Consider the following 21,873-nt stretch of genomic DNA (forward strand, 5'->3'; position numbering starts at 1 on the left):
CCCTCCGGGCAACTCGGCGATCCGGTCCAACCAGCGGGCTCGACCCGCTCGTGCACCCACCCACCCTTCCCGCCGAACGAGTCGTAGTAGTAGAAATAATGGGGTGGGCCTCCCCACCGCGGTCCCGCCAGTCACCATCGCCCAGGGCGACAGCGAGAACAGCCCGTCCGGCAGAACAGGCCCATTTTCGCGCTCCGCGACAACATTCAGGACAACGTTGTCATCGACTGACAATGACCTACGCAACAAGGGTTTGGCGAGTATCAGGGCTGCCACTGCAGCCGAACTCAAGCGCCTTCATGGTGCAATGCAAAACCATGTTATCAATGGATTTTTTACAAATATCAATGCTGGGCGAGAGCCTGGATCCGGTCCTGGGCGGCCCATCTTCGGGCCATTTTCCGCGCCCCGGCCGGTCACCATGCGCGGGCACATTTGCTGCCAGTATTTGACAACGTTACTAGTTTGAGTCGATAAAAGGACATTCGGGGGAATCGGGCCGCTTTGGCTCGTCGGTCACTGGTCATCCGCGGGGAGCTGCCACCACCATGTCTGCCACAACGCTCGCCTCCAGCGAGACACGCCCATCCAGCATGGTGCCGATGCTGATCATCGGCGTGCTGTTCTTCATCTTCGGCTTCGTCACCTGGCTCAACGGCCCGCTGATCACCTTCGTCAAGCTCGCCTTCAACGTGGATGACGTGTCCGCGTTCCTGGTGCCGCTGGTGTTCTACTTCTCCTACTTCTTCCTGGCCATTCCGTCGTCGAGCGTGCTTCGCCGCACGGGCATGAAGAAGGGCATGGGTCTGGGCCTGTTCGTGATGGCGATCGGTGCGGTGCTGTTCGGCCAGTTCGTCAGCATGCGCATCTTCTATCCGGCGCTGGTCGGGCTGTTCGTGATCGGCGCGGGCCTCGCGCTGCTGCAGACCGCTTCCAACCCTTACATCAGCATCCTCGGCCCCATCGACAGCGCCGCACAGCGCATCGCCTTCATGGGCATCTGCAACAAGATCGCCGGCGCACTGGCGCCGTTCGTGTTCGGCGCGCTGGTGCTGTCAGGCATCGACAGCTTCGACCAGCAGGTGAAAGCCGCGCCCACGCCCGAGGCGAAGGAAGTCCTGCTCAATGCGTTCGCCGCCAAGATCCACATGCCGTACATGATCATGGCCGGCCTGCTGGTGCTGCTGGCGATCTGGGTAATCCGCTCGCCGCTGCCGGAGATCAAGCCGGCCGGCGCCAACGCCGAAAGCGGCATCGGCCACGCCAAGGGCGGCATCTTCAGCTTCCCGCACCTGTGGCTTGGCGTGCTGTGCCTGTTCCTCTACGTGGGCGTGGAAGTGATGGCGGGCGACGCCATCGGCACCTATGGCCAGGGCTTCGGCCTGCCACTGGAAGAGACCAAGCACTTCACCTCGTTCACCCTGATCGCGATGCTTGCCGGCTACCTGGGCGGACTGGTGCTGATTCCGCGCTTCATCTCGCAGCAGAGCTACCTTGCGGTGTCGGCGGTGCTCGGCGTGCTGTTCACCGTGGGCGCCTACGTCACCAGCGGCCACACTTCCGTGGGTTTCGTGGCCGCGCTGGGTTTCGCCAACGCGATGATGTGGCCGGCGATCTTCCCACTGGCGATCCATGGACTGGGCCGACTGACCGAGCGCGGCTCGGCGCTGATGATCATGGCCATCGCCGGTGGCGCCATCGTGCCGCAGCTGTTCGTGCACCTGAAACAGCACTTCAACTTCCAGCTGGTATTCATGGCGCTGATGGTGCCCTGCTACCTGTACATCCTCTACTACGGCATGAGGGGCCATCGCGTCGGCCAGCACGCGCGCTGAGCGGTGGCGGGCGGCGCCTCGCCACCCGCCGGGCCATACCCCTCTGGGCTACGATGCCTCTTTTAGTTCTGCCGGAGTTCCCACGTTGCGCACCCCCACCATCAAGGACGTCGCCAAACGCTCAGGCGTTTCGCTGAAGACCGTGTCCCGCGTGATCAACCACGAGGCCTCGGTGCGTGCGGACACCCGCGAGAAAGTCGAACGCGCCATCGAGGCGCTGGGCTACCAGCCCAACCTTTCCGCGCGCGGCCTGCGCAGCACGCATGCCTATGCGATCGGCCTGGTCTACGACAACCCGAACGCGCACTACGTCATCAGCATGCAGGATGGCGTGCTGTCGGCCTGCCGCGAACGCGGCTACGGCCTGCTGATCCATCCCTGCGATTCCACCTCGCCCGACCTGGCCAATGAGCTGTGCGCATTGGTCGAGCGCAACCGCCTGGCCGGCCTGGTGCTGGCCCCGCCGATGTCGGAAGAGCCGGAGCTGATCGCCAAGCTCAGCGCCAACGACATCAGCTTCGTGCGCATCATCTCCTCGCGTGAGGATCCCCACGACGGCGCGCCTTGCGTCTACGTGGACGACCGCAGCGCGGCCTATGCGATCACCGAGCACCTGATCCAGATGGGCCACCAGCGCATCGGCTTCCTGTGGGGCGAACCGCACCACCGCTCCAGCCCAGAGCGCTACCAGGGTTATGCGGACGCATTGAAGGACTACGGCCTGCCGCTGGACAAGCGTCTGGTGCTGGCTGGCCGCTACGCGTTCGACGACGGTTTCCGCGGCGCGCGCAAGCTGCTGGCGCTGAAGGATCCGCCGACCGCAATCTTCGGCAGCAACGATGAAATTGCCGCCGGCGTGCTGGCCGCAGCCCGCTCCAGCGGACTCGATGTGCCGTGGAATCTCTCCATCGCCGGCTTCGAGGACAGCCCGTTCTCCAAGCAGGCCTGGCCCGCGCTCACCACCGCCCGACAGTCCACCAGCGAGATCGGCCGTCATGCCGCGCTGCAGCTGATGGCCGAACTGCAACGCAAGGCCGGCGCCGCTGTGGAGCTGCCGCACGCCGAATGCTTTATCCCCGAACTGGTCGTGCGCGGCTCCACCGCGCCGCCGCAAACCCCGACGCCACGCAAGGGCTGAGGCGCCGCCTCGCCCCTGCGGTGTGCGCCCACACGCATGCCAAGAGACTGACGATGAAGGAAGCCAGCTCCACCCTGATGTACCGCGAGGCCCACGAGGCGGCCGCCGTGGTCGAGCGCCAGCTGCGCGAGAACGCGCAGATCCTCAGGACGCTCGGCGAGCAGCTGCGGGCCACGCCGCCCCGCTTCATCGTCACCTGCGCCCGCGGCAGCTCCGACCATGCCGCCGCCTATGCGAAGTATGTGTTCGAGACGCGCCTGGGGCTGATCACCGCCTCGGCCTCGCCGTCGATCTCCTCCATCTACGACGCCGACCTGCATCTGGATGGCGCGCTGTTCGTCGCCATCTCGCAATCGGGCAAGAGCCCCGACCTGCTGCGCAGCGCACAGGCCGCCAAGGACGCCGGCGCCCACGTGGTGGCGCTGGTGAACGTGGAGGACTCCCCGCTCGCGCAGATGGCCGACACCTTCGTGCCGCTGCGCGCCGGTCCGGAGCTGAGCGTGGCCGCCACCAAGAGCTACCTCGCCACGCTGTCGGCGATCCTGCAGCTCACCGCGCACTGGAGCGACGACGCCACCCTGCACGAGGTGATCGCCCGCCTGCCGGACGACCTGCGTCGCGGCTGGGATGGCGACTGGAGCGCGCTCACCGACGGCCTGCGCGATGCGCGCAACCTGTTCGTGGTGGGTCGCGGTTATGGCTTCGGCGCCGCGCTGGAAGCCGCGCTCAAGCTCAAGGAAACCTGCGGCCTGCACGCCGAGGCATTCAGCGCGGCGGAAGTGAAACACGGTCCGATGGCGCTCGTCGGCGACGGCTTCCCGGTGCTGTTCTTCGGTCAGGACGACGGCACGCTGGAAAACACCCTTGCCGTGGCGCGCGAGTTTCGTGCGCGTGGCGCGCGCGTGTTCGTGGCGGCGCCGGGCAGCACCGACCCCGGCACGCTGCCGCTACCGGCCAACATCGCGCCGATCGTGGCGCCGCTGCTGGCCGTGCAGAGCTTCTATCGCGCCGCCAGCGCGCTGTCGCTGGCGCGCGGCTTCGACCCGGATGTCCCGCCGCATCTGCGCAAGGTGACGGAGACGATGTGATGACCAGCCAGCTGACCGCCCTCATCAACGGACGCGTGCTCACCGACCACGGCCCGCGCGACGGGCTGGCGGTGCTGGTGCGCGGCGAGCGCATCGAGGCGATCACCCACGCCAACGACGCGCGCGTGGCCGCCGCGCAGGCGCACGATCTGCAGGGCCGACTGTTGCTCCCCGGCTTTATCGACGTGCAGGTCAACGGCGGCGGCGGCGTGCTGTTCAACGCCGAACCCACGGTGGAGGCGCTGGCGACCATCAGCGTGGCGCACCGCAAGTACGGCACCACCGGCTTCCTGCCTACGCTGATCACCGACACCGCCGAGGTGATGCAAAAGGCGCTCGACGCCGTCGATGCCGCCATCGAGCAGGGCGTACCTGGCGTGCTCGGCATCCACCTGGAAGGCCCGTTCCTCGCCACCGCGCGCAAGGGCATCCACGACGCCAGCCTGTTCCGCCTGCCCGACGCCGCGGACCTCGCCGCGATCACGCGCAACCGCCGCGGCGTGGTGATGCTCACGCTGGCGGTGGAAGAAGTGCCGCTGGACACCATCCGCCAGCTCAGCGAAGCAGGCGTGCGGGTGGTGGCCGGCCATACCGCCGCCAACTACAACACCACCCGCGCCGCGCTGGATGCGGGTGTATGCGGCTTCACCCACCTCTACAACGCGATGACCCCACTCGGCAGTCGCGAGCCGGGCGTGGTCGGCGCCGCGCTGGACGATCCGCACAGCTGGTGCGGCCTCATTGCTGATGGCCACCACGTGCATCCGGTGGCGCTGCGCGTGGCGATCGCCGCCAAGGCGCGCGGCAAGAGCGTGCTCGTCACCGACGCCATGCCGCCGGTGGGTTCGGACAATCCGGAATACGTGCTCAACGGCCAGACCATCATCGCCCGCGACGGCATTTGCCAGAGCGATGCGGGTGTTTTGGCTGGCTCCGCGCTGGACATGGCCACCGGTGTGCGCAATCTGGTGAACATGGTGGGCCTGCCGCTGGCGGAAGCCTCGCGCATGGCCAGCGCGTACCCCGCGGCATGGCTGGGACTGGATCGCACGCATGGCCGCCTGGTGGCGGGCCAGCAGGCCGACTTCGCGGTGGTGGATGAGGGGTTGGTGGTGGCGGAGACTTGGGTGGGTGGGGTGCGGTACGCGTACTGAGGTACGTGTGCAGACAGGAGTGTGTTGTCGTCGCTGAGAAAACAGGACACGCGCGGGGCGAGCAGAACGACGAGCGGACACTAGCCGTCTTCGTTTGACTTCCCTCAACGTCATCCCAGCGAAGGCTGGGATCCAGTGCCTTCCGCCCTTATTGACTGTGTCGCAACCGGGCTCGCCTGCGGCGGGCTTCCGTCGGCCTGCCGGCCACCGGGTCACTTTTCTTTGCTTGCTCAAAGAAAAGTAACCAAAAGAAAGAGCACCCCACTCGGCGCTGGCCGGGCCTGCGGCCCGCCCAGTTCGTGAGCGGCGGCCGGGCTTTTCGACCGGGCTCCTGCCCGGACGAAAAGGGATCGACATCCCTGTCGATCCCCTGCGGGCCTGAGCGTCCACCCCTCACCGCCTCACAGGGGATGGGGTGAAGGCTCGTGCCGCTGCGCGGCACATCGCATCGCCAAACCCAAGCGAGTCTTTGCATGAGCGCACCCCGTGCGCGAACGTGGAGGTCAACGCCAAAAGCGTTTCCTCACAAGGTGCGTTCCTCCGGAGACGATTCCGCTCTTGGCTCTTGCCTTCGGCTTTTGACCTCCCCTCCCCTATGGCGCGGCGGGCGGGTGGAGGAATAGCCCGAAGGGTGGCTCGCATGGATGCGAGCCAGTTTGTCGTCAGGGCAGGACGCCCTGTCGACAAACCCCGGAACCCGACCGCGAACCTGGAGGGCGTTAGCCCGGAAGGCGCGCCATCGGGGTGGCCTTTCTCTTGGTTACTTCTCTTTGGCCACGCAAAGAGAAGTAACCCGCTGCCCGGCAGGGCTGCGGAAGCCCGCCGCAGGCGAGCACGCTCGCACCACCCTCAAATCAAAAGCGAAAGTCACTGGATCCCAGCCTGCGCTGGGATGACGATCTAGGAAGGCGTGCGCGAATCGCGAACGCAGCGCTCCGTCCCAACGCTGTGACGAATCGCTGCGCGAAGTCCTGGAGCAACCACGCCCTCACTGATACACATGCAACCGATCAAAAATCCACGCGTGATACGACTTCACCAGCTCCGGCTGCGCACAGTCCGTGTACAGGCCATTGCAACGCGTGCGCAACGCGATCGCCGCCGAGAAGTACGGATCGGTCGGCAGGTCCGCCGCCTGCAGCACCATGCTGGGCAGCAGCGCGATGTCGAGCACCGGGTAGCGCGGCAGCGTCGCGCCCTGGAAGTTGCTCTTGATCATGTAGTAGGTGAGGTAATCCTTGTACGACTCCAGCCCGGCGGGCCAGGTGCGCGGCATCTCGCGGATCAGGCCGCTGAAGGATGGCTGGTGGTCGCCGAAGTGCACGATCACCGTGGGCTGCTCGCGGTCGAGGAAGTCGTGCTCGAGCCCGCGCAGCGCCACGTCGGAGTTGTGCAGGTTCGACAGGTAGGTGTTGAAGTTGACCGACTCGCGTGTCGGCAGCCCCTTGAGCAGGCCCTTGTTGAACGGCGCCGGCAGCTTCGAGATCGGGTCCGTGTCGTGCGGCCCGTGCTGGGCGAGGGTGAGGATCATGACGAAGACCGGCTGGCCCGGCTTCTTCACCTTGTCGTAGACGCGCTTGGCCGCGGCGAACATCTGCGCGTCGGTTTCCTCCCATTCCTCCAGGCCGAGCTGGCCAGCGTCATAGAACTGGTCGAAGCCGTACGCGGTGTATGCGTTGCGCCCGTTGAGGAAGGAGCCGTTGGTCGGATAGATCGCCACCGTCAGGTAGCCAAGGCGCTGCAGCTGGCGCGGCAGGCTGTCCTGCACGTGCGGCGCCAGCACGTAGGGCGCATACATGCCACCCGGGCCGAAGATGTCCTGCGGCATGCCGGTGAGCGTGGCGAACTCGCTTACCCACGTGCCGCCGCCGAAGGTGTGCACGCGCATCGGCCCGGTGGCGCGGGTGCGCGCGTCGGACTTGAACATGCCCACCCGGCACTCGGGAATATTGCACTGGGTGAAGTTGGCCGGGTTGAAGGTGCTCTCTTCCAGCACCTGCACGATATCCGGGTAGGTGTCAGGCGGACGCGGCATGGCCGCGGGTTCACCGGCCGCAGTGGCGCCCCATTCCTGTTCGGCCACCGCTTCGTCGCTGCGGTCGGGCAACTGGATGTCCGAGTCGCTGAAGTTGACGAAGAAGTTGGTGATCTGCGCGTCGTCGGACAGCTTCTCCCAGGTGTTGCGCGCATGCACTTCGGCGAACGGTCCGGTCGGCAGCAGGCACACCCAGAACGCCAGCGCCCACAACACCACTCCGCCCACCCGGGTGAACACCGCGCGGCTGCGACTCAGGTGCGCCAGCAGTCGACGGTCCCAACGCCAGACGGCCCAGAGTGACAGCGGCGTCACCACGCCGACCGCCAGCGACAGCATCCACAGGTGGGGATAGTGCCCCAGCGTCTCCACCAGGCTGCTGCGGGCGTAGTAGACGAAGTCCGACGGCATCAGCGGCGAATCGAGGTAGCGCAGCTTCATGACCGACAGGAAGTTGAGCCCGAGGAACAACCCGCCACTCACCACCAGCGCCGTGGCCGGCCGCGCGAAGGCGAACAGCAGCATGCCGAACGCGCACACCATCAGGGCGATCACGAAGGCCTGCTGCAGCAACGCCGGCTCTCGCAGAGCCGTCATGCTCACGCAGAACAGGAAGAAGCCCGCGGCAAGCAGCCATGGCGCAGTCTTCCGCAGGAAGCGAAACGGTAATCGCGGCATAAACGGTCAAGGCCCCCTGTTCGGCCCGGTGTCATCGGGTCGCAATTCTACGGTCTTGACAGCGTCATATGCACAACCGGCGGCAACGGCCAAATGGCGCTGCCATGCGGTTCAGCCACCGTTTCGCCGTTACTGAGACGCGGTGATCTGCTAGGTTGCGCCGCTCCCCCCTCCCAGTACGGAACGCTTGCCCGATGCCCCCTCGCTCCCGCTCCCTGGCCATGCTCACGGCCGCCATGCTGGCCGGCTGCGCCAGCCAGGCGCCCAGGCCCGCCGTCCTCCCTGACGGCAGCCATGCCCAGGTGGCCATCCTGGAAACCACGGACGTGCACGCCAACGTGCTCAGCTACGACTATTACAAGCAGCGCGATGACGACTCGATGGGCTACGAGCGCACCGCCACCCTGATCCGACGCGCGCGCCAGCAGTTCACCAACAGCTTCCTGTTCGACAGCGGCGACACCATCCAGGGCAGCGTGCTGGCCGACTACCAGGCCCAGGTCAAGCCGATCGCCTGCAGCGAGGAACTGGGCGTGTACCGAGCCATGGACGCCATGGGCTACGACGGCGGCGCCCCCGGCAACCACGAGTTCAACTACGGCCTGGGCTTCCTCTCCCAGGTGACCGGCACGCCGATGAACGTGGACGGCGGCCGCAGCGACCGCTGCGCCGGTCCGCATTTCCCGCTGGTGCTGTCCAACGTGTTCAGTGCCCGCGACGGCGCGCCGATCTTCAAGCCGTGGACGGTGGTGGAGAAGGACATCGCGGTTACCGCGCCGGATGGGGTCACCCGCCGGGTACCTCTGAGGGTCGGCATCATCGGCTTCACTCCGCCGCCGATCCTGGAGTGGGACAAGCAGAACCTGGCCGGCAAGGTGACCGTCACCGGGGTGGTCGAGGCCGCGCAGAAATACCTGCCGGAATTGCAGGCGCAGCACCCGGACCTGGTGGTGGCCATCCTGCATGGCGGCCTCAGCACTGCCCCATACACCTCCGACATGGAGAACGGCGGCTGGCACCTGGCCGGCGTGCCGGGCATCGACGTGGTGCTGCTGGGCCATTCGCATACCGAGTTCCCCGGCCCCCACTACCGGGGTCTGGCCGAGGTGGATGCCGATCGCGGCTTCGTGCGCGGCAAGCCGGCGGTGATGGGTGGCTTCTTCGGCAAGGACCTGGGCGTGATCGACCTGGACCTGGCGCGCCGCGACGGACGCTGGGTGGTCGACGCCGGGCAGACGCACAGCGAAGTGCGTCCGATCTGTCCGACCAAGCATGACTGCGTGCCGGCGGACCCCGCGATCGCGCCGCTGGTGGCAGGGGCTCATGCCGCCGCCGTGGACTACGTGAACACCCCGATCGGCGAAACCCGCGTGCGCATGAGCAGCTACTTCGCCGACGAGGGCAACATGAGCGCGCTGGCGCCGATCAACGCCGCACTGCGCGACTACGTGCAGACCGAGCTGCCGAAGCAGCGCCCGGAACTGGCCGGAGTGCCCGTGCTTTCCGCTGCAGCCGCCTTCCGCACCGGCTTCGGCGGCCCCGACGACTACACCGATGTCGCGCCCGGTCCACTCACCCTGCGCAGCGCGGCGGACCTGTACTTCTACCCGAACACCCTGGCTGCGGTGAAGGTCGACGGCGCCGGCCTCAAGGCGTGGCTGGAGAAATCGGCCGAGCGCTTCAACCGCATCGACCCGAACAAAGACGGCGAGCAGTGGCTGATCGACGACCACTATCCCGGCTTCAATTTCGACCAGATCCAGGGCGACATCAGCTACGAGATCGACCTGTCCCGCCCGGCCGGCCAGCGCATCAGCCAGCTCCGCTACCGGGGCAAGCCGGTGACCGCCGACCAGCCGTTCATCGTCGCCACCAACAACTACCGCGCCAGCGGCGGCGGCAACTTCCCGGGTCTGGACGGCAAGAACATCGTGCTGTCGGCGCCCGACGGCGCCCGCGAGATCCTCGCCCGGTGGCTGCAGAACAAGCACACCATTGATGCCAAGGACCTGCCCGAAACCTCCTGGCGCTTCGCCCCGCTCAAGACGCGTGGCGAGGTGGTCTTCAAGGGGGCGGCCGACAAGCAGACCGTGGCGAGCGAGACCGGGCTCACCCGCATCCGCCAGCTGAAGGACCACGGCGACGGCGCCGCCACCTACGCCATCGACTTGTCGCACTGACAATCCCGGCAAACCCGGCGCGGCGGCCTGGACTCCACCGCGCCACATCATCCGGAACTCCTGCATGCAGAAAGAACGCACATATTGGTTTCCCGCCAAACGGGTCGGTTGGGGCTGGGGCCTTCCCACTACCTGGCAGGGCGCACTGGTGCTGGTTGCCTTCGTCGTACTGATGGCGGTGGGCATGCCCCTGCTGCGCACGAGCGGCCTGCAACTGCCCTATGTCGCGCTCCTGCTCGCGCTGCTGCTGACGGTGTGCTGGCTGAAGGGCGAACCGCAGCGGCGTGGGCGCGACTGAGGGCGCCTGTCCATGGCAGGTGGACGTTTGGACGTCCAGACCCACCGCCGAAAAGTTTCAAACGTACCTGTTGACTGCACTGCAGCAATCCACCTAAGGTCAGGTCCATGTCGCTCATCGCCACGCCAGCACGCATGTATTCCGCACCGGTGAACACCGGGCGCGTGCCGCTGCATACGAGCGTCATCACCATCTCCGCCATGACCACCACCACGACCACTATTACCACTGGGTCGGGGTGGGAGTCCGTGCGCGAATAAGTCACTAACGCAAACGGCCCCGCCCTCGAAGAGGCGGGCCGGTGCATTCTCCGACTCCCCTCCGCGAGCACGGGCCCCGAACTGGAGGCCACCGTGAATCTTGCCGTATCGCCATCGCTAGACCAGCCGTCGCTGCCGCCACATGCCGTGGCGCTGCCGACGGTCACCGCACGCCAGCGCGTGCTTGCCGTGGGCCTGATCGGCCCGGGCCGTGTCGGCAGCGCCCTGCTCGACCAGCTGCGCGCGGCGCGGCCGCGCCTGGCGCGTGGCGGGCTCGATCTGCGGCTGTGCGGCGTCGCCGCGAGTCGGCGCATGTGGCTGGATGCCGACGATCCCGAGCTCAACGGGCGCTTCGGCGGCGCGCAGACCTGGCGCCCCAGCAATCTCGACGAATTCGTCGCCCACGTGCGCGGCGACGGCAGCCGCCACGCCATGCTGATCGACTGCAGCGCCAGTGATGCAGTGGCTTCGCGCTATGCCGAGTGGCTGGCCGCGGGCCTCCATGTGGTGACGCCCAACAAGCAGGCCGGCAGCGGCTCCCTGTCGCGCCTGCAGGCTATCCGCGCCGCCAGCCGTACCGGCGCGCGCTTCCGCTACGAGGCCACGGTGTGTGCGGGCCTGCCAGTGGTGCAGACGCTGCGCGACCTGCTCGACACGGGTGACGAACTGCTCGCGGTGGAAGGCATGTTCTCCGGCACCCTGGCCTGGCTGTGTCATCGGTACGACGGCAGCCGGCCGTTCTCCGCGCTGGTGCGCGAGGCGCATGCGCTGGGCTATACCGAACCCGATCCGCGCGACGATCTTTCCGGCATGGACGTGGCGCGCAAGCTGGTGATCCTGGCGCGCGAGGCGGGCTGGTCGCTGTCGCTGGACGACGTGGCGGTGCAAAGCCTGGTGCCCAAGACGCTGGCCTCGCTGTCGGCGGAGGAAGCGATGGAACAGCTCCAGAGTCTCGACGCGCCGATGAGCGCCCATCTGGCGCGGGCCCAGATACAGGGTTGCGTGCTGCGCCACGTGGCCAGCCTCGACGCCAAGGGCCATGCCAGCGTGCGCCTGGCCATACTGCCGGCGGCGCATCCGTTCGCGCATTCGCGGCTGACCGACAACATCGTGCAGTTCACCACCCACCGCTATCGCGACAACCCGATGCTGGTGCAGGGGCCTGGCGCCGGTCCGGAGGTGACGGCGGCAGGGGTTTTCGGCGATCTTCTGCGCATTGCCGAATCGCTGGAGGTGCGCTGATGAACGCGCAACTGTCCGAACCCATGATCTCATCGCAGCGCGCGCTGAGCGCGCAAGCCATGGCTTTTGCCAGCGTTGGCAACGTCGCGGTGGGCTTCGACATCCTTGGCCACAGCGTGGCGGGCGCCGGCGACCGCGCCGTGGTGCGCCGCATTGACGAGCCTACGGTGCGCATCGCCGCCATCCACGGCAGCTCGCACGAGCTCCCCATGGACGCGGCCCGCAACACCGCCGGCGCCGCCCTGCTGTCGCTGCGTCGCGCTCTGGGCCTGCAGCACGGCTTCGAGGTGGAGCTGCACAAGGGCATCGCGCTGGGCTCCGGCATGGGAGGCTCGGCGGCCTCGTGCGTGGCGGCGCTGGTGGCCGCCAATGCACTGCTGGAACGTCCGCTGCCGCGCGAGGCGCTGTACAGCTTCGCGCTCGACGGCGAGACCGTCGCCAGCGGCAGCCGCCATGGCGACAACCTTGGCCCGATGCTGCTGGGCGGCCTGGTGCTGGCCACGCGCGATCGACTGCTGCGCCTGCCGGTCCCGGAAGCCTGGCATTGCGCCCTGGTGCATCCGCACGTGGTGCTGGAAACCCGCCGTTCGCGCGCCGTGCTGGCGGACGGCTTCGCCCTGTCCGAGGTGGTGGCGCAACACGCCAATCTTGCGCTGGTGCTTACCGGCTGCCATCGCGGCGATGCCACGCTGGTGCGCGAGGGCCTCAAGGACGTACTGGTCGAACCCCGCCGTGCCCCGCTGGTCCCGGGGTTCTCACGAGTGAAACAGGCGGCGCTGGATAATGCCGCCATGGGCGCCAGTATCTCCGGCGGCGGTCCCAGCGTGTTTGGCTGGTACGAGCGGCGCGAGGACGCCGAACGCGCCGCCAGCGCGATGGCCGCGGCTTTCGCCGAGGAAGGTATCGCCAGTGACACGCTGGTCTCCCCCATCAATGGGCCGGCCGCGACGCTGGTCGACGAGGAAGTGGAATGAGTGAGCCTTTGCACTATCGCAGCACCCGCAGCGCCAGCCATGGGGCACGCATCGATCAGGTGATTGCCGCAGGCCTGGCGCCAGACGGGGGCTTGTACGTGCCGGAGGCGCTGCCACAGCGCGAACCCGCTGCGTTCGACCCGAACGGCTCATTGGCCGATACCGCCACCACCCTGCTCGACCCCTTCTTTCGCAGCAGCGCGCTCGCTGCGGAACTGCCGGGCATTTGCCACGAAGCCTTTGATTTCCCAGTGCCACTGCGGCCGCTCGCGTATCGCGAGGGCGCCTCGGTGCTGGAGCTGTTCCATGGCCCCAGCGCGGCGTTCAAGGACATCGGCGCGCGTTTCCTCGCCGCCTGCTTCCGGCGCCTGCGGCCTGAGGCGGACGCCCCGCTGACCATTCTGGTCGCCACCTCGGGCGACACCGGCGCCGCCGTTGCTGCCGCCTTCCATCGGCAGCCGGGCGTGCGCGTGGTGATCCTCTACCCGGACGGTCGCGTGTCGCCGCGCCAGGCCCACCAGCTGGGCTGTTTCGGCGACAACGTGCAGGCCTTGCGCGTGGCGGGCAGCTTCGATGACTGCCAGCGCATGGTGAAGGCGGCGCTCAACGACAAGGCGCTGCAATCCGCGGTACCGCTGTCCTCGGCCAACAGCATCAGCCTGGGACGGCTGCTGCCGCAGATGAGCTACTACGCACATGCCGCGTTGAGCGCATGGCGCAAACACGACGCGCCGCTCAACGTCATCGTGCCGACCGGCAACCTGGGCAATGCGCTGGCCTGCGTGTGGGTGCGCGAGATGGGGCTGCCGGTGGGCGACATCCAGCTGGCCTGCAACGCCAACGCCACGCTGAGCGACTACTTCGACGGCGACACCTACACGCCACGCCCGGCGATCCCCACCCTGGCCAATGCGATGGACGTGGGCGCGCCCAGCAACTTCGAACGGCTGCGCTGGACCTTCCCGCGCGACTACGAACTGCGCATGCAGTTGCACGCCACCAGCGTGGACGACGACACCATCCGCGCCACCATCGTGCGGCATGCCCGCGACCACGGCGAACTGTTCTGCCCGCATACCGCCACTGCGGTGCACGTGCTCGACCGCATGGGCGTGATCAGCGCGCCCTGGGCCGTGGTGGCCACGGCGCACCCGGCCAAGTTCGACAGCGTGGTGGAGCCGCTGATCGGTCGCGAAGTGGCGGTGCCGCCCGCATTGGCGGCGATGCTGGAACGTCCGGCCAGCGCGGCGCCACTCGCCGCCAGCGATGCCGCGCTGAAATCGTGGCTGCGTGCGCAGGCGGAGACGGAGAGGGCCGTAGCCGGCTGATCTGCGGCGCCCGCGGCGCCGCAGCTTTCATCCCCTCATCCCGGCAAACGCCCGGATCACGGCGAACGGGTAACGCGTGGGCTCAGCCCAGCGCCGCAAGGATCTGCGCGGTCGAGCGCACGCGACCCAGGCGCGGGAAGATGTTTTCCACGGCAAAGGCGTGATGCGAGGCGTCCGACGAACTCATCGCGTCTTCCACCAGTACCTGATGGAAGCCCAGCTCGAAGGCCTGGCGCGCGGTGGATTCGACGCCGATGTTGGTCGACACGCCGCCCAGCACGATCTGCGTAACGCCGCGCCGACGAAGCTGCAGCTCCAGTTCGGTGCCGTAGAACGCGCCCCACTGGCGCTTGACGATGTGAATGTCGCCTTCGCCCGCATGAAGCTCGTCGGCGTAGGTCATCCAGTCGGGCGGCAAGTCGCGCGCGGCGGGCGCTGGCTGGTCGGTGAGGGGACGCAGCATGTCCGCGCCATCGCGCGAGAAACCCACGCGCACCAGCGCCACCGGCGCGCCCAGTTCGCGGAAGCGGGCGGCGAGCTGGCCGGCGCGGCTGAACACGTCGCCCGCGGTGTGCGGGCCGGCGGCGAACGGGGCGATGCCCTTCTGCAGGTCGATCAGCACCAGCGCGGTGCTGCGGGGGTCCAACGTTTCCATGGTGGTGCTCCGGCATTCTCGGGCCGGCGCCGCTGCAAGACTTGCCCGGACGCCCGGCGATAAGTAAAAGCATGGAGGCCGCAGGTACGGGACGGGCCTCGATGCCCCCGCCGAGACCCTGGCAGGGATCAGATATGTGAGGGTAGCCTCACATTGGAGTTTATGAGGATGGCCTCACGTATTTCAAGCCAGGGCGGTCGCCCGCCGCAGCGCCGCCGTGGTCATGAGCGGGTTGCGGCGCTGCTCGCGGCAGCCTCGGACTGCTTCGTCGAAAGAGGCTACGACGCTACCACCATGACCGAGGTGGCGGCGCGTGCGGGCGCCTCGATCGGCTCGCTGTACCAGTTCTTTCCGACCAAGGAGGCGCTGGCCGAGGCGCTGATGGCCGACCACGCCGAGGCGCTGTATGCGCGGATGGAGCGGCTGGTCGAGCAGGCCCCGGGCTGGGACACGCAGGAACTTGCCACCCGGCTCATCCGCACGTTCGCCGACTACCGCCGGCAGCATCCTTCGTTCACGACACTGGTGGAGGCTGGTGGCTCGCTGCCGCCGATGCTGGGGCGCACCATACGTCAGCGGATGCGCGACTACCTCTGCCGCATCCTCGCGATCCACGCGCCGGGCCTCGCCGCCGGCGAGCTGCGGCCCGCGGCCATGGTCGTGCAGCAACTGATGAAGGCGGCGGTCGCGTTGCAGAACGAGCAGCCCGCCGCCCTGCGCCAGAGCGCGCAAACCCAGCTGCGGCGCACCCTGGAGCTGTACCTGAAAGATCTCGCGCAAACAGGCTGACCATGCGCCAGCGCACGTGGCCCGGCGCATCTGGACTTCTGGACGTCCAAATGCGCACACGAACACACGATTGCAAAAATTTCACAAGAAACTGTTGACAAGGGATTGCACCCCCCGTTACGGTCGATCCCATGTCGCAGCGCAACAGCCACGATCGCATCGCCGAACCGATCCGCCCAAGGGCGGTCACGGTACCGCTGCGGCTTCGCGACAACCTCCTTCTTGCCCTTGTACTCGTACTCCTTATTACCAACGGAGGTGCGGGCTGAGGGCGTGTGTCCAGGTAAAGCAAAACTGACCTGAATACCACCGAAGAACCCCGCACCCGGTAACGGATGCGGGGTTTTTTGTTGCCCAACGGCGCGTGCCAGCGGAGCCAAACGATGAACCCCCAGGACAACCCGAACAGCGAGAACAGCGACGTGGGCGACGTAGCCGCCGAACGCGTGCGCATTTTCGACACCACGCTGCGTGATGGCGAGCAGGCGCCCGGCTTTTCGATGGACCGCCGCGCCAAGCTGCGCATGGCGCATGCGCTCGAAGCGCTTGGCGTCGACATTCTCGAGGCGGGCTTTCCCAACGCCTCGCCGGACGATTTCGCCTCCGTGGCGGAGATCGCCCGCGTGCTGCGGGGTCCCACCGTGGCGGGCCTCGCCCGCTGCCACGACGGCGACATCGATGCCTGCGCCCGCGCCCTGCAGGGCGCCCAGCGCTCGCGCATCCACCTGTTCCTGTCCACCAGCCCGCTGCATCGCGAGCACAAGCTCAACATGAGCAAGCAGCAGGTGATCGACACCGCCTGCGCGGCGATCGAGCGCGCCAAGGGGCTGTGCCACGAGGTGGAGTTCTCCGCCGAGGACGCCATGCGCACCGAGCCGGAGTATCTGGTCGAGGTGTTCAGCGCGGCCATCGCCGCCGGCGCCACTACGGTCAACGTGCCCGACACGGTGGGCTACACCACGCCGACCGAGATGGGCGAACGCATCGCCTACCTGCGCAAGCACGTGCGCGGCGCGGACCAGGTGGTCTTCTCCACCCATTGCCACGATGACCTCGGCATGGCTGTGGCCAACAGCCTGGCTGGCGTCGCCGCCGGCGCCCGCCAGGTCGAGTGCACCATCAACGGCATCGGCGAGCGCGCCGGCAATGCCTCGATGGAAGAAGTGGTGATGGCGCTGCGCGTGCGCGGCGCCTTCTTCGGCGTCGACACCGGCATCGACGCGCGCAAGCTCTATCCGACGTCGCGCCTGCTGACCCAGCTGACCGGCCAGGCCGTGGCGCGCAACAAGGCCGTGGTGGGCGAGAACGCGTTCGCACACGAGTCGGGCATCCACCAGCACGGCATGCTCAAGCACCGAGGCACCTACGAAATCATGCGTCCGCAGGACGTGGGCATGGGCGAGACGAAGCTGGTGCTGGGCAAGCATTCCGGCCGCCACGCGCTGCGCCAGCGCCTGCAGCAGCTGGGCCACGAGCCGGACGAGGCGGCGATGGACAGCATCTTCGCCCGCTTCAAGGCACTGGCCGACAAGAAGCGCGAAGTGCACGACGAAGACCTGGAAGCCATTGCGCTCGGCATGGATCCGGAAGCCACCGGTCCCTGGCGCATCTCGCAACTCAACACCAACTCGCACCTGGGCAGCAGCGCCTCCGCCTCGGTGAGGCTGGTGCACGACAACGGCACCGAGGTCGGCGAGGCCGCGATCGGCGATGGCCCCGTTGACGCCGTGCTGCGCGCGATCGAACGCGCCACCGGCACCACCCTGGACATCACCCAGTTCCAGGTGCGCGCGGTCAGCGAAGGCGGCGACGCCCAGGGCCAGGCCAAGCTCACCGCCCGTCATGCCGAACGCGAGTGGCGCGGCAACGGCGTCAGCACCGACATCATCGAAGCGACCGCGCACGCCGCGCTCGCCATCGTCAACCGCATCGAGCGACAAGCCCCGGCGCCGCAGCCGGCCGCTGTCGCCAGCCTGTGATTCCAAGGAGCACCCGATGACCACGCCCTTCCTCTGGCACAACGGACAGATCAAACCCTGGACCGAGGCCACCGTGCACGTGAGCACCCACGCGCTGCATTACGGTTCTTCGGTGTTCGAGGGCGAGCGCGTGTACGCGACGCCGCAGGGTCCGGCCTATTTCCGCCTTGCCGATCACACCCGCCGCCTGTTCGAGTCGGCCAAGATCTACGAGATCGACATCGGCTACAGCGAGGACGAGATCAACGCCGCCTGCCAGGAAGTGATCCGCGCCAACCGCATGAAGTCGGCCTATGTGCGCCCGATCGTGTTCCGCGGCGCCGGCGGCCTGGGCGTGCTGCCCAAGGGCGATTCGCCGGTGGACGTGGCGATCATGGCGCTGGAATGGGGCGCCTATTTGGGCGACGCGCTGGAGCATGGCGCGGATGTGTGCGTGTCGTCCTGGCATCGCCCGGCGCCGAACACCTTCCCGAGCTGGGCCAAGGCCGGCGGCAACTACCTGTCGAGCCAGCTGATCGCACTGGAAGCCCGCCGCGGCGGCTACGCCGAAGGCATCGCGCTGGGCCATAACGGCCTGCTCAGCGAAGGCGCCGGCGAGAACCTGTTCCTGGTGAAGAAAGGCAAGCTGCTGACGCCGCCGAGCAGCGCCGGCATCCTGGCTGGCATCACGCGCGAGTCCGTGATCACCCTGGCCGGCGAGCTGGGCATCACCGTGGAAGAGCGCGATCTGCCGCGCGAGGCGCTGTACACCGCCGACGAAGTGTTCATGACCGGCACCGCCGCCGAGATCACCCCGGTGCGCTCGGTTGACCGCAAGCCCGTGGGCACGGGCCGCCCGGGCGACGTGACGCGCGCGCTGCAGAAGGCCTTCTTTGGCTTGTTCGACGGCACGACTGAAGATCAATGGGGATGGCTCACGCCGGTCCAGGTCGAGACCGCGCAGGAGGCTGCGTAATGGCCAAGACCCTGTTCGAAAAGGTGTGGGACGCTCATGTCGTTGCAGCTGAATCCAGCGACACGCCGGCGATCATCTACATCGACCTGCACCTGGTGCACGAAGTCACCTCGCCGCAGGCCTTCAGCGAACTGCGCGAACGCGGCCTGAAGCTGCGCCGTCCGGATCGCATGCTGGCGACGCTGGATCACTCCACGCCCACCCTGCCCGCTGGCGCCGACGGTGAACGCCCGTACGCGAACGCCGAGGCGAAAGCCCAGGTGTCGCAGCTGGAAAAGAACTGCCGCGAGTTCGGCGTCGAACTGCACGGCTGGGACAGCGATGATCGCGGCATCGTGCACGTGATCGGTCCGGAGCTGGGCGCCACCCAGCCGGGCATGACCATCGTGTGCGGCGACAGCCACACCTCCACCCACGGCGCCTTCGGCGCGCTGGCCTTCGGCATCGGCACCACCGAGGTGGGTCATGTGATGGCCACACAGTGCCTGCTGCAGCGCAAGCCCAGGACGCTGGCGATCCATGTCGACGGCCAGCTCCCGGTGGGCGTGGGCGCCAAGGACCTGATCCTGCACATCATCGGCGAGATCGGCGTGGACGGCGGCACCGGCTATGTCATCGAGTACCGCGGCGGCGCCATCGAAGCCATGTCGATGGAAGAGCGCATGACGGTGTGCAACATGTCGATCGAGGCTGGCGCCCGCGCGGGCCTGATCGCGCCGGACGACACCACCTTCGCCTGGCTCAAGGGTCGCGCCCGCGCGCCACAGGGCAGCGCGTGGGATGCGGCGGTCGAGCGCTGGCGCGCGCTGCGCACCGACGCCGGCGCCACGTATGACCGCGAAGTGCGCATCGACGCCAGCAAGGTGCGGCCCACCGTCACCTACGGCACCCACCCGGGCATGGCGATTGCCATGGACAAGCCGGTGCCGGCCGCACGCAACGCGGTGGAGAAGCGCGCGCTCGACTACATGAAGAGCGAGGCCGGCAAGCCCATGCAGGGCATGGCGGTGGACGTGGTGTTTGTCGGCAGCTGCACCAACTCGCGCCTGTCGGACCTGCGCGAAGCCGCCCATGTGCTGCGCGGCCGCCGCGTCGCCGAGGGCGTGCGCATGCTGGTGGTGCCGGGCTCCGAAGCGGTGCGCCGCGACGCCGAGCGCGAAGGGCTGCACGAGGTCTTCACCGCCGCCGGGGCCGAATGGCGCGTTCCGGGCTGCTCGATGTGCATCGCCATGAACGGCGACCTGGCGCAGCCGGGCCAGCTGGTGGTGAGCACCTCCAACCGCAACTTCGAAGGCCGCCAGGGCAAGGGCGCACGCACGGTGCTGGCGAGCCCAGCCACCGCCGCCGCATCCGCCGTGGCAGGGCGCATTGCGGATCCACGTGAGTACTTGACGGAGGTTGCGGCATGAAGGTGCGCGCTTTTCCTCCTCTCCCCTCCGGGGAGAGGACCGAGGTGAGGGGTCAATCTTGCGAAAGCCTCGCTTCATCCGACGTTACGACTAGCACCCACCCCTCACCCCAACCCTCTCCCCGGAGGGGAGAGGGAGCCAATGCGTACGCGCTGTTCGGTTGTTGTCCTTCGGAGGTTTTCTGACATGCGCCCCGTCACCCGCATCCACTCCCGCACCGCCGTCCTGGCCGACGAGAACATCGACACCGACCGCATCATCCCGGCGCGCTTCCTCACCACCACCGAGCGCGCGGGCCTGGGCAAGCTGTGCTTCAACGACTGGCGCTACCAGGCCGACGGCAGCGACAACCCGGCGTTTCCGTTGAACCAGCCCAAGGCCAAGGGTTGCTCGATCCTCGTCGCGGGCCGCAACTTCGGTTGCGGCTCCTCGCGCGAGCATGCGCCGTGGGCGCTGCTGGACTACGGCATCCACGCGGTGCTGTGCAGCGAGATCGCGGACATCTTCCGCAACAACGCGCTGAAGAACGGCCTGCTGGCGATCGTGCTGGACGAAGCCGAGCACCGCTGGCTGCTCGCCAACCCTGGCATCGAGCTGAGCATCGACGTGCGCGAGCAGTACATCGCGCTGCCCGACGGTGGCCGCATCCGTTTCCAGCTGGAGCCGTTCGCCCGTCATTGCCTGCTGAACGGCGTCGACCAGCTGGGCTACCTGCAACAACACGGTGATGCCATCACCGCTTACGAACAACGCGTGGAGAGAGCCGCATGAGAGCGCATATCGTCACCCTGCCCGGTGATGGCGTTGGCCCGGAGGTCACCGCTGCCGCGGTCTCCGTGTTGGACGCTGTCGCCGCGCACTTCGATCACCATTTCCACTTCGAGGAGCATCAGATCGGCGGCTGCGCCATCGATGCCACCGGCGAACCGCTGCCGGCCGCCTCGCTCGAGGCCTGCAAGGCTGCCGACGCGGTGCTGCTGGGCGCGGTAGGCGGCCCCAAGTGGTCCGACCCGAATGCACCGGTGCGCCCGGAACAGGGCCTGCTGGCGCTGCGCGCGGCGCTGGGCGTGTACGCCAACCTGCGCCCGCTGCAGGTGCACGAGGCGCTGGCCGAGCTGTCACCGCTGAAGAACGAGAAGCTCAAGAACGTCGATGTGCTGTTCGTGCGCGAACTCACCGGCGGCGCGTATTTCGGCGCCAAGACCCGCACCATCGACACCGCCACCGACGAGTGCAAGTACACCGTGGCCGAGGTCGAGCGCGTGGTGCGTCGTGCGTTCCAGCTGGCGCGTGAGCGCCGCAAGCACGTCACCTCGGTGGACAAGGCCAACGTGCTGGAAACCTCGCGCCTGTGGCGCAGCACGGTGACGCGCGTCGCCGCGGAATTCCCGGACGTGAAGCTGGAGCACCAGCTGGTCGACTCGATGGCGATGCTGCTGCTGACCCAGCCGGGCCGCTACGACGTGGTCGTCACCGAGAACCTGTTCGGCGACATCCTCACAGACGAAGCCGCCGCGCTGGCCGGTTCGCTGGGCCTGCTGCCCTCGGCCTCGCTGGGCGAAGGCAAGGGTGGCCTGTACGAGCCCATCCACGGTTCGGCGCCGGACATCGCCGGCCAGGGCGTGGCCAATCCGCTGGGCGCGATCCTCTCCGCCGCCATGCTGCTGCGTCATTCGCTGGGCCTGGAGCAGGAAGCGGCCGCCATCGAAGCGGCTGTGGCCGATGTGATCGAGCACGGCCCCCACACGCGCGACATCGGCGGCAAGGCCGGCACCAAGGAGGTGCTGGACGCCGTGCTGGTCGCACTCGACGAACACGCCTGCAATGCAGCCGCCTTTCTTCGCTGGGGGCGGGCCTGCGGATGAGCACTGGGAAA

At 67.8% G+C, this 21,873-nt stretch carries 18 protein-coding genes; 16 read left to right on the forward strand and 2 right to left on the reverse strand.

The genetic code is table 11. The annotated features are described in order from the left end of the window. Positions 1-548: 548 nt before the first annotated feature. From DVT68_RS19345 to nagA, 4 genes are all read left to right on the forward strand, one after another. Entirely contained in the window at positions 549-1,835 is a 1,287-nt protein-coding gene (locus tag DVT68_RS19345; RefSeq protein WP_114826855.1) for a sugar MFS transporter, read from the forward strand. Positions 1,836-1,920: 85 nt separating this feature from the next. After that, positions 1,921-2,973, forward strand: coding sequence for a LacI family DNA-binding transcriptional regulator (locus tag DVT68_RS19350; protein ID WP_114826856.1), 1,053 nt, complete (start codon positions 1,921-1,923; stop codon positions 2,971-2,973). A gap of 47 nt (positions 2,974-3,020) precedes the next feature. Beyond that, the gene (locus DVT68_RS19355) at positions 3,021-4,061 is read left to right on the forward strand and encodes an SIS domain-containing protein (RefSeq protein WP_199536153.1); all 1,041 of its coding nucleotides are present in this window, start codon (positions 3,021-3,023) and stop codon (positions 4,059-4,061) included. Continuing rightward, positions 4,061-5,215, forward strand: coding sequence for an N-acetylglucosamine-6-phosphate deacetylase (gene nagA / locus DVT68_RS19360; protein ID WP_114826858.1), 1,155 nt, complete (start codon positions 4,061-4,063; stop codon positions 5,213-5,215). Before DVT68_RS19355 ends, nagA begins: the two co-directional genes overlap by 1 nt. Before the next feature lie 988 nt (positions 5,216-6,203). Here nagA and DVT68_RS19365 read toward each other — a convergent pair. Next, the gene (locus tag DVT68_RS19365) at positions 6,204-7,847 is read right to left on the reverse strand and encodes an LTA synthase family protein (protein ID WP_325050453.1); all 1,644 of its coding nucleotides are present in this window, start codon (positions 7,845-7,847) and stop codon (positions 6,204-6,206) included. A 275-nt stretch (positions 7,848-8,122) separates the two neighbouring features. Here DVT68_RS19365 and DVT68_RS19370 point away from each other — a divergent pair, with 275 nt between their 5' ends. The 6 genes from DVT68_RS19370 (at position 8,123) to thrC (ending at position 14,210) form a co-directional block, all read left to right on the forward strand. Beyond that, entirely contained in the window at positions 8,123-10,108 is a 1,986-nt protein-coding gene (locus DVT68_RS19370) for a bifunctional 2',3'-cyclic-nucleotide 2'-phosphodiesterase/3'-nucleotidase (RefSeq protein WP_114826860.1), read from the forward strand. Positions 10,109-10,172: 64 nt separating this feature from the next. After that, positions 10,173-10,406: a hypothetical protein gene (locus DVT68_RS19375; RefSeq protein ID WP_114826861.1), complete on the forward strand. Its 234-nt coding sequence runs from the start codon at positions 10,173-10,175 to the stop codon at positions 10,404-10,406. Positions 10,407-10,513: 107 nt separating this feature from the next. After that, the gene (locus DVT68_RS20510) at positions 10,514-10,666 is read left to right on the forward strand and encodes a hypothetical protein (RefSeq protein WP_158543552.1); all 153 of its coding nucleotides are present in this window, start codon (positions 10,514-10,516) and stop codon (positions 10,664-10,666) included. A gap of 147 nt (positions 10,667-10,813) precedes the next feature. Beyond that, positions 10,814-11,908 carry a homoserine dehydrogenase family protein gene (locus DVT68_RS19380; RefSeq protein ID WP_114826918.1) on the forward strand — a complete coding sequence of 365 codons (1,095 nt, stop codon included), beginning with the start codon at positions 10,814-10,816 and terminating at the stop codon, positions 11,906-11,908. Continuing rightward, positions 11,908-12,882, forward strand: a complete 975-nt coding sequence (locus DVT68_RS19385; RefSeq protein WP_114826862.1) for a homoserine kinase — start codon at positions 11,908-11,910, stop codon at positions 12,880-12,882. Before DVT68_RS19380 ends, DVT68_RS19385 begins: the two co-directional genes overlap by 1 nt. Further along, complete coding sequence (gene thrC, locus DVT68_RS19390) at positions 12,879-14,210, forward strand: threonine synthase (RefSeq protein WP_114826863.1); 1,332 nt, start codon at positions 12,879-12,881, stop codon at positions 14,208-14,210. Before DVT68_RS19385 ends, thrC begins: the two co-directional genes overlap by 4 nt. 82 nt (positions 14,211-14,292) lie before the next feature. On the opposite strand, the gene DVT68_RS19395 is transcribed toward thrC, so the two are convergent. Further along, entirely contained in the window at positions 14,293-14,865 is a 573-nt protein-coding gene (locus DVT68_RS19395; RefSeq protein ID WP_114826864.1) for a hydrolase, read from the reverse strand. Between the two features lie 168 nt (positions 14,866-15,033). On the opposite strand from DVT68_RS19395, the gene DVT68_RS19400 reads away from it, so the two are divergent. The 6 genes from DVT68_RS19400 (at position 15,034) to leuB (ending at position 21,862) form a co-directional block, all read left to right on the forward strand. Continuing rightward, positions 15,034-15,654 carry a TetR/AcrR family transcriptional regulator gene (locus DVT68_RS19400; RefSeq protein WP_199536149.1) on the forward strand — a complete coding sequence of 207 codons (621 nt, stop codon included), beginning with the start codon at positions 15,034-15,036 and terminating at the stop codon, positions 15,652-15,654. A gap of 383 nt (positions 15,655-16,037) precedes the next feature. After that, complete coding sequence (locus DVT68_RS19405) at positions 16,038-17,633, forward strand: 2-isopropylmalate synthase (protein ID WP_114826866.1); 1,596 nt, start codon at positions 16,038-16,040, stop codon at positions 17,631-17,633. Positions 17,634-17,649: 16 nt separating this feature from the next. Next, positions 17,650-18,588: a branched-chain amino acid transaminase gene (locus DVT68_RS19410; protein WP_114826867.1), complete on the forward strand. Its 939-nt coding sequence runs from the start codon at positions 17,650-17,652 to the stop codon at positions 18,586-18,588. After that, positions 18,588-19,997, forward strand: coding sequence for a 3-isopropylmalate dehydratase large subunit (leuC, locus tag DVT68_RS19415; RefSeq protein ID WP_114826868.1), 1,410 nt, complete (start codon positions 18,588-18,590; stop codon positions 19,995-19,997). Before DVT68_RS19410 ends, leuC begins: the two co-directional genes overlap by 1 nt. 186 nt (positions 19,998-20,183) lie before the next feature. Beyond that, complete coding sequence (gene leuD, locus DVT68_RS19420) at positions 20,184-20,768, forward strand: 3-isopropylmalate dehydratase small subunit (protein WP_114826869.1); 585 nt, start codon at positions 20,184-20,186, stop codon at positions 20,766-20,768. Beyond that, complete coding sequence (gene leuB, locus DVT68_RS19425; protein ID WP_114826870.1) at positions 20,765-21,862, forward strand: 3-isopropylmalate dehydrogenase; 1,098 nt, start codon at positions 20,765-20,767, stop codon at positions 21,860-21,862. The genes leuD and leuB overlap by 4 nt, the downstream gene beginning before the upstream one ends. Positions 21,863-21,873: the final 11 nt, after the last annotated feature.

It is taken from the genome of Dyella solisilvae (genome assembly GCF_003351225.1).
Classification (GTDB): Bacteria; Pseudomonadota; Gammaproteobacteria; order Xanthomonadales; family Rhodanobacteraceae; genus Dyella; species Dyella solisilvae.

Excerpts from the sequence above, each read along its gene's own strand:
- DVT68_RS19345 (WP_114826855.1), top strand. The coding sequence starts at position 549 with ATGTCTGCCACAACGCTCGCCTCCAGCGAGACACGCCCATCCAGCATG.
- nagA (WP_114826858.1), top strand. The coding sequence starts at position 4,061 with ATGACCAGCCAGCTGACCGCCCTCATCAACGGACGCGTGCTCACCGAC.
- DVT68_RS19365 (WP_325050453.1), bottom strand. The coding sequence starts at position 7,847 with ATGACGGCTCTGCGAGAGCCGGCGTTGCTGCAGCAGGCCTTCGTGATC.
- DVT68_RS19370 (WP_114826860.1), top strand. The coding sequence starts at position 8,123 with ATGCCCCCTCGCTCCCGCTCCCTGGCCATGCTCACGGCCGCCATGCTG.
- DVT68_RS19375 (WP_114826861.1), top strand. The coding sequence starts at position 10,173 with ATGCAGAAAGAACGCACATATTGGTTTCCCGCCAAACGGGTCGGTTGG.
- DVT68_RS20510 (WP_158543552.1), top strand. The coding sequence starts at position 10,514 with ATGTCGCTCATCGCCACGCCAGCACGCATGTATTCCGCACCGGTGAAC.
- DVT68_RS19385 (WP_114826862.1), top strand. The coding sequence starts at position 11,908 with ATGAACGCGCAACTGTCCGAACCCATGATCTCATCGCAGCGCGCGCTG.
- thrC (WP_114826863.1), top strand. The coding sequence starts at position 12,879 with ATGAGTGAGCCTTTGCACTATCGCAGCACCCGCAGCGCCAGCCATGGG.
- DVT68_RS19395 (WP_114826864.1), bottom strand. The coding sequence starts at position 14,865 with ATGGAAACGTTGGACCCCCGCAGCACCGCGCTGGTGCTGATCGACCTG.
- DVT68_RS19400 (WP_199536149.1), top strand. The coding sequence starts at position 15,034 with ATGGCCTCACGTATTTCAAGCCAGGGCGGTCGCCCGCCGCAGCGCCGC.
- DVT68_RS19405 (WP_114826866.1), top strand. The coding sequence starts at position 16,038 with ATGAACCCCCAGGACAACCCGAACAGCGAGAACAGCGACGTGGGCGAC.
- DVT68_RS19410 (WP_114826867.1), top strand. The coding sequence starts at position 17,650 with ATGACCACGCCCTTCCTCTGGCACAACGGACAGATCAAACCCTGGACC.
- leuC (WP_114826868.1), top strand. The coding sequence starts at position 18,588 with ATGGCCAAGACCCTGTTCGAAAAGGTGTGGGACGCTCATGTCGTTGCA.
- leuD (WP_114826869.1), top strand. The coding sequence starts at position 20,184 with ATGCGCCCCGTCACCCGCATCCACTCCCGCACCGCCGTCCTGGCCGAC.
- leuB (WP_114826870.1), top strand. The coding sequence starts at position 20,765 with ATGAGAGCGCATATCGTCACCCTGCCCGGTGATGGCGTTGGCCCGGAG.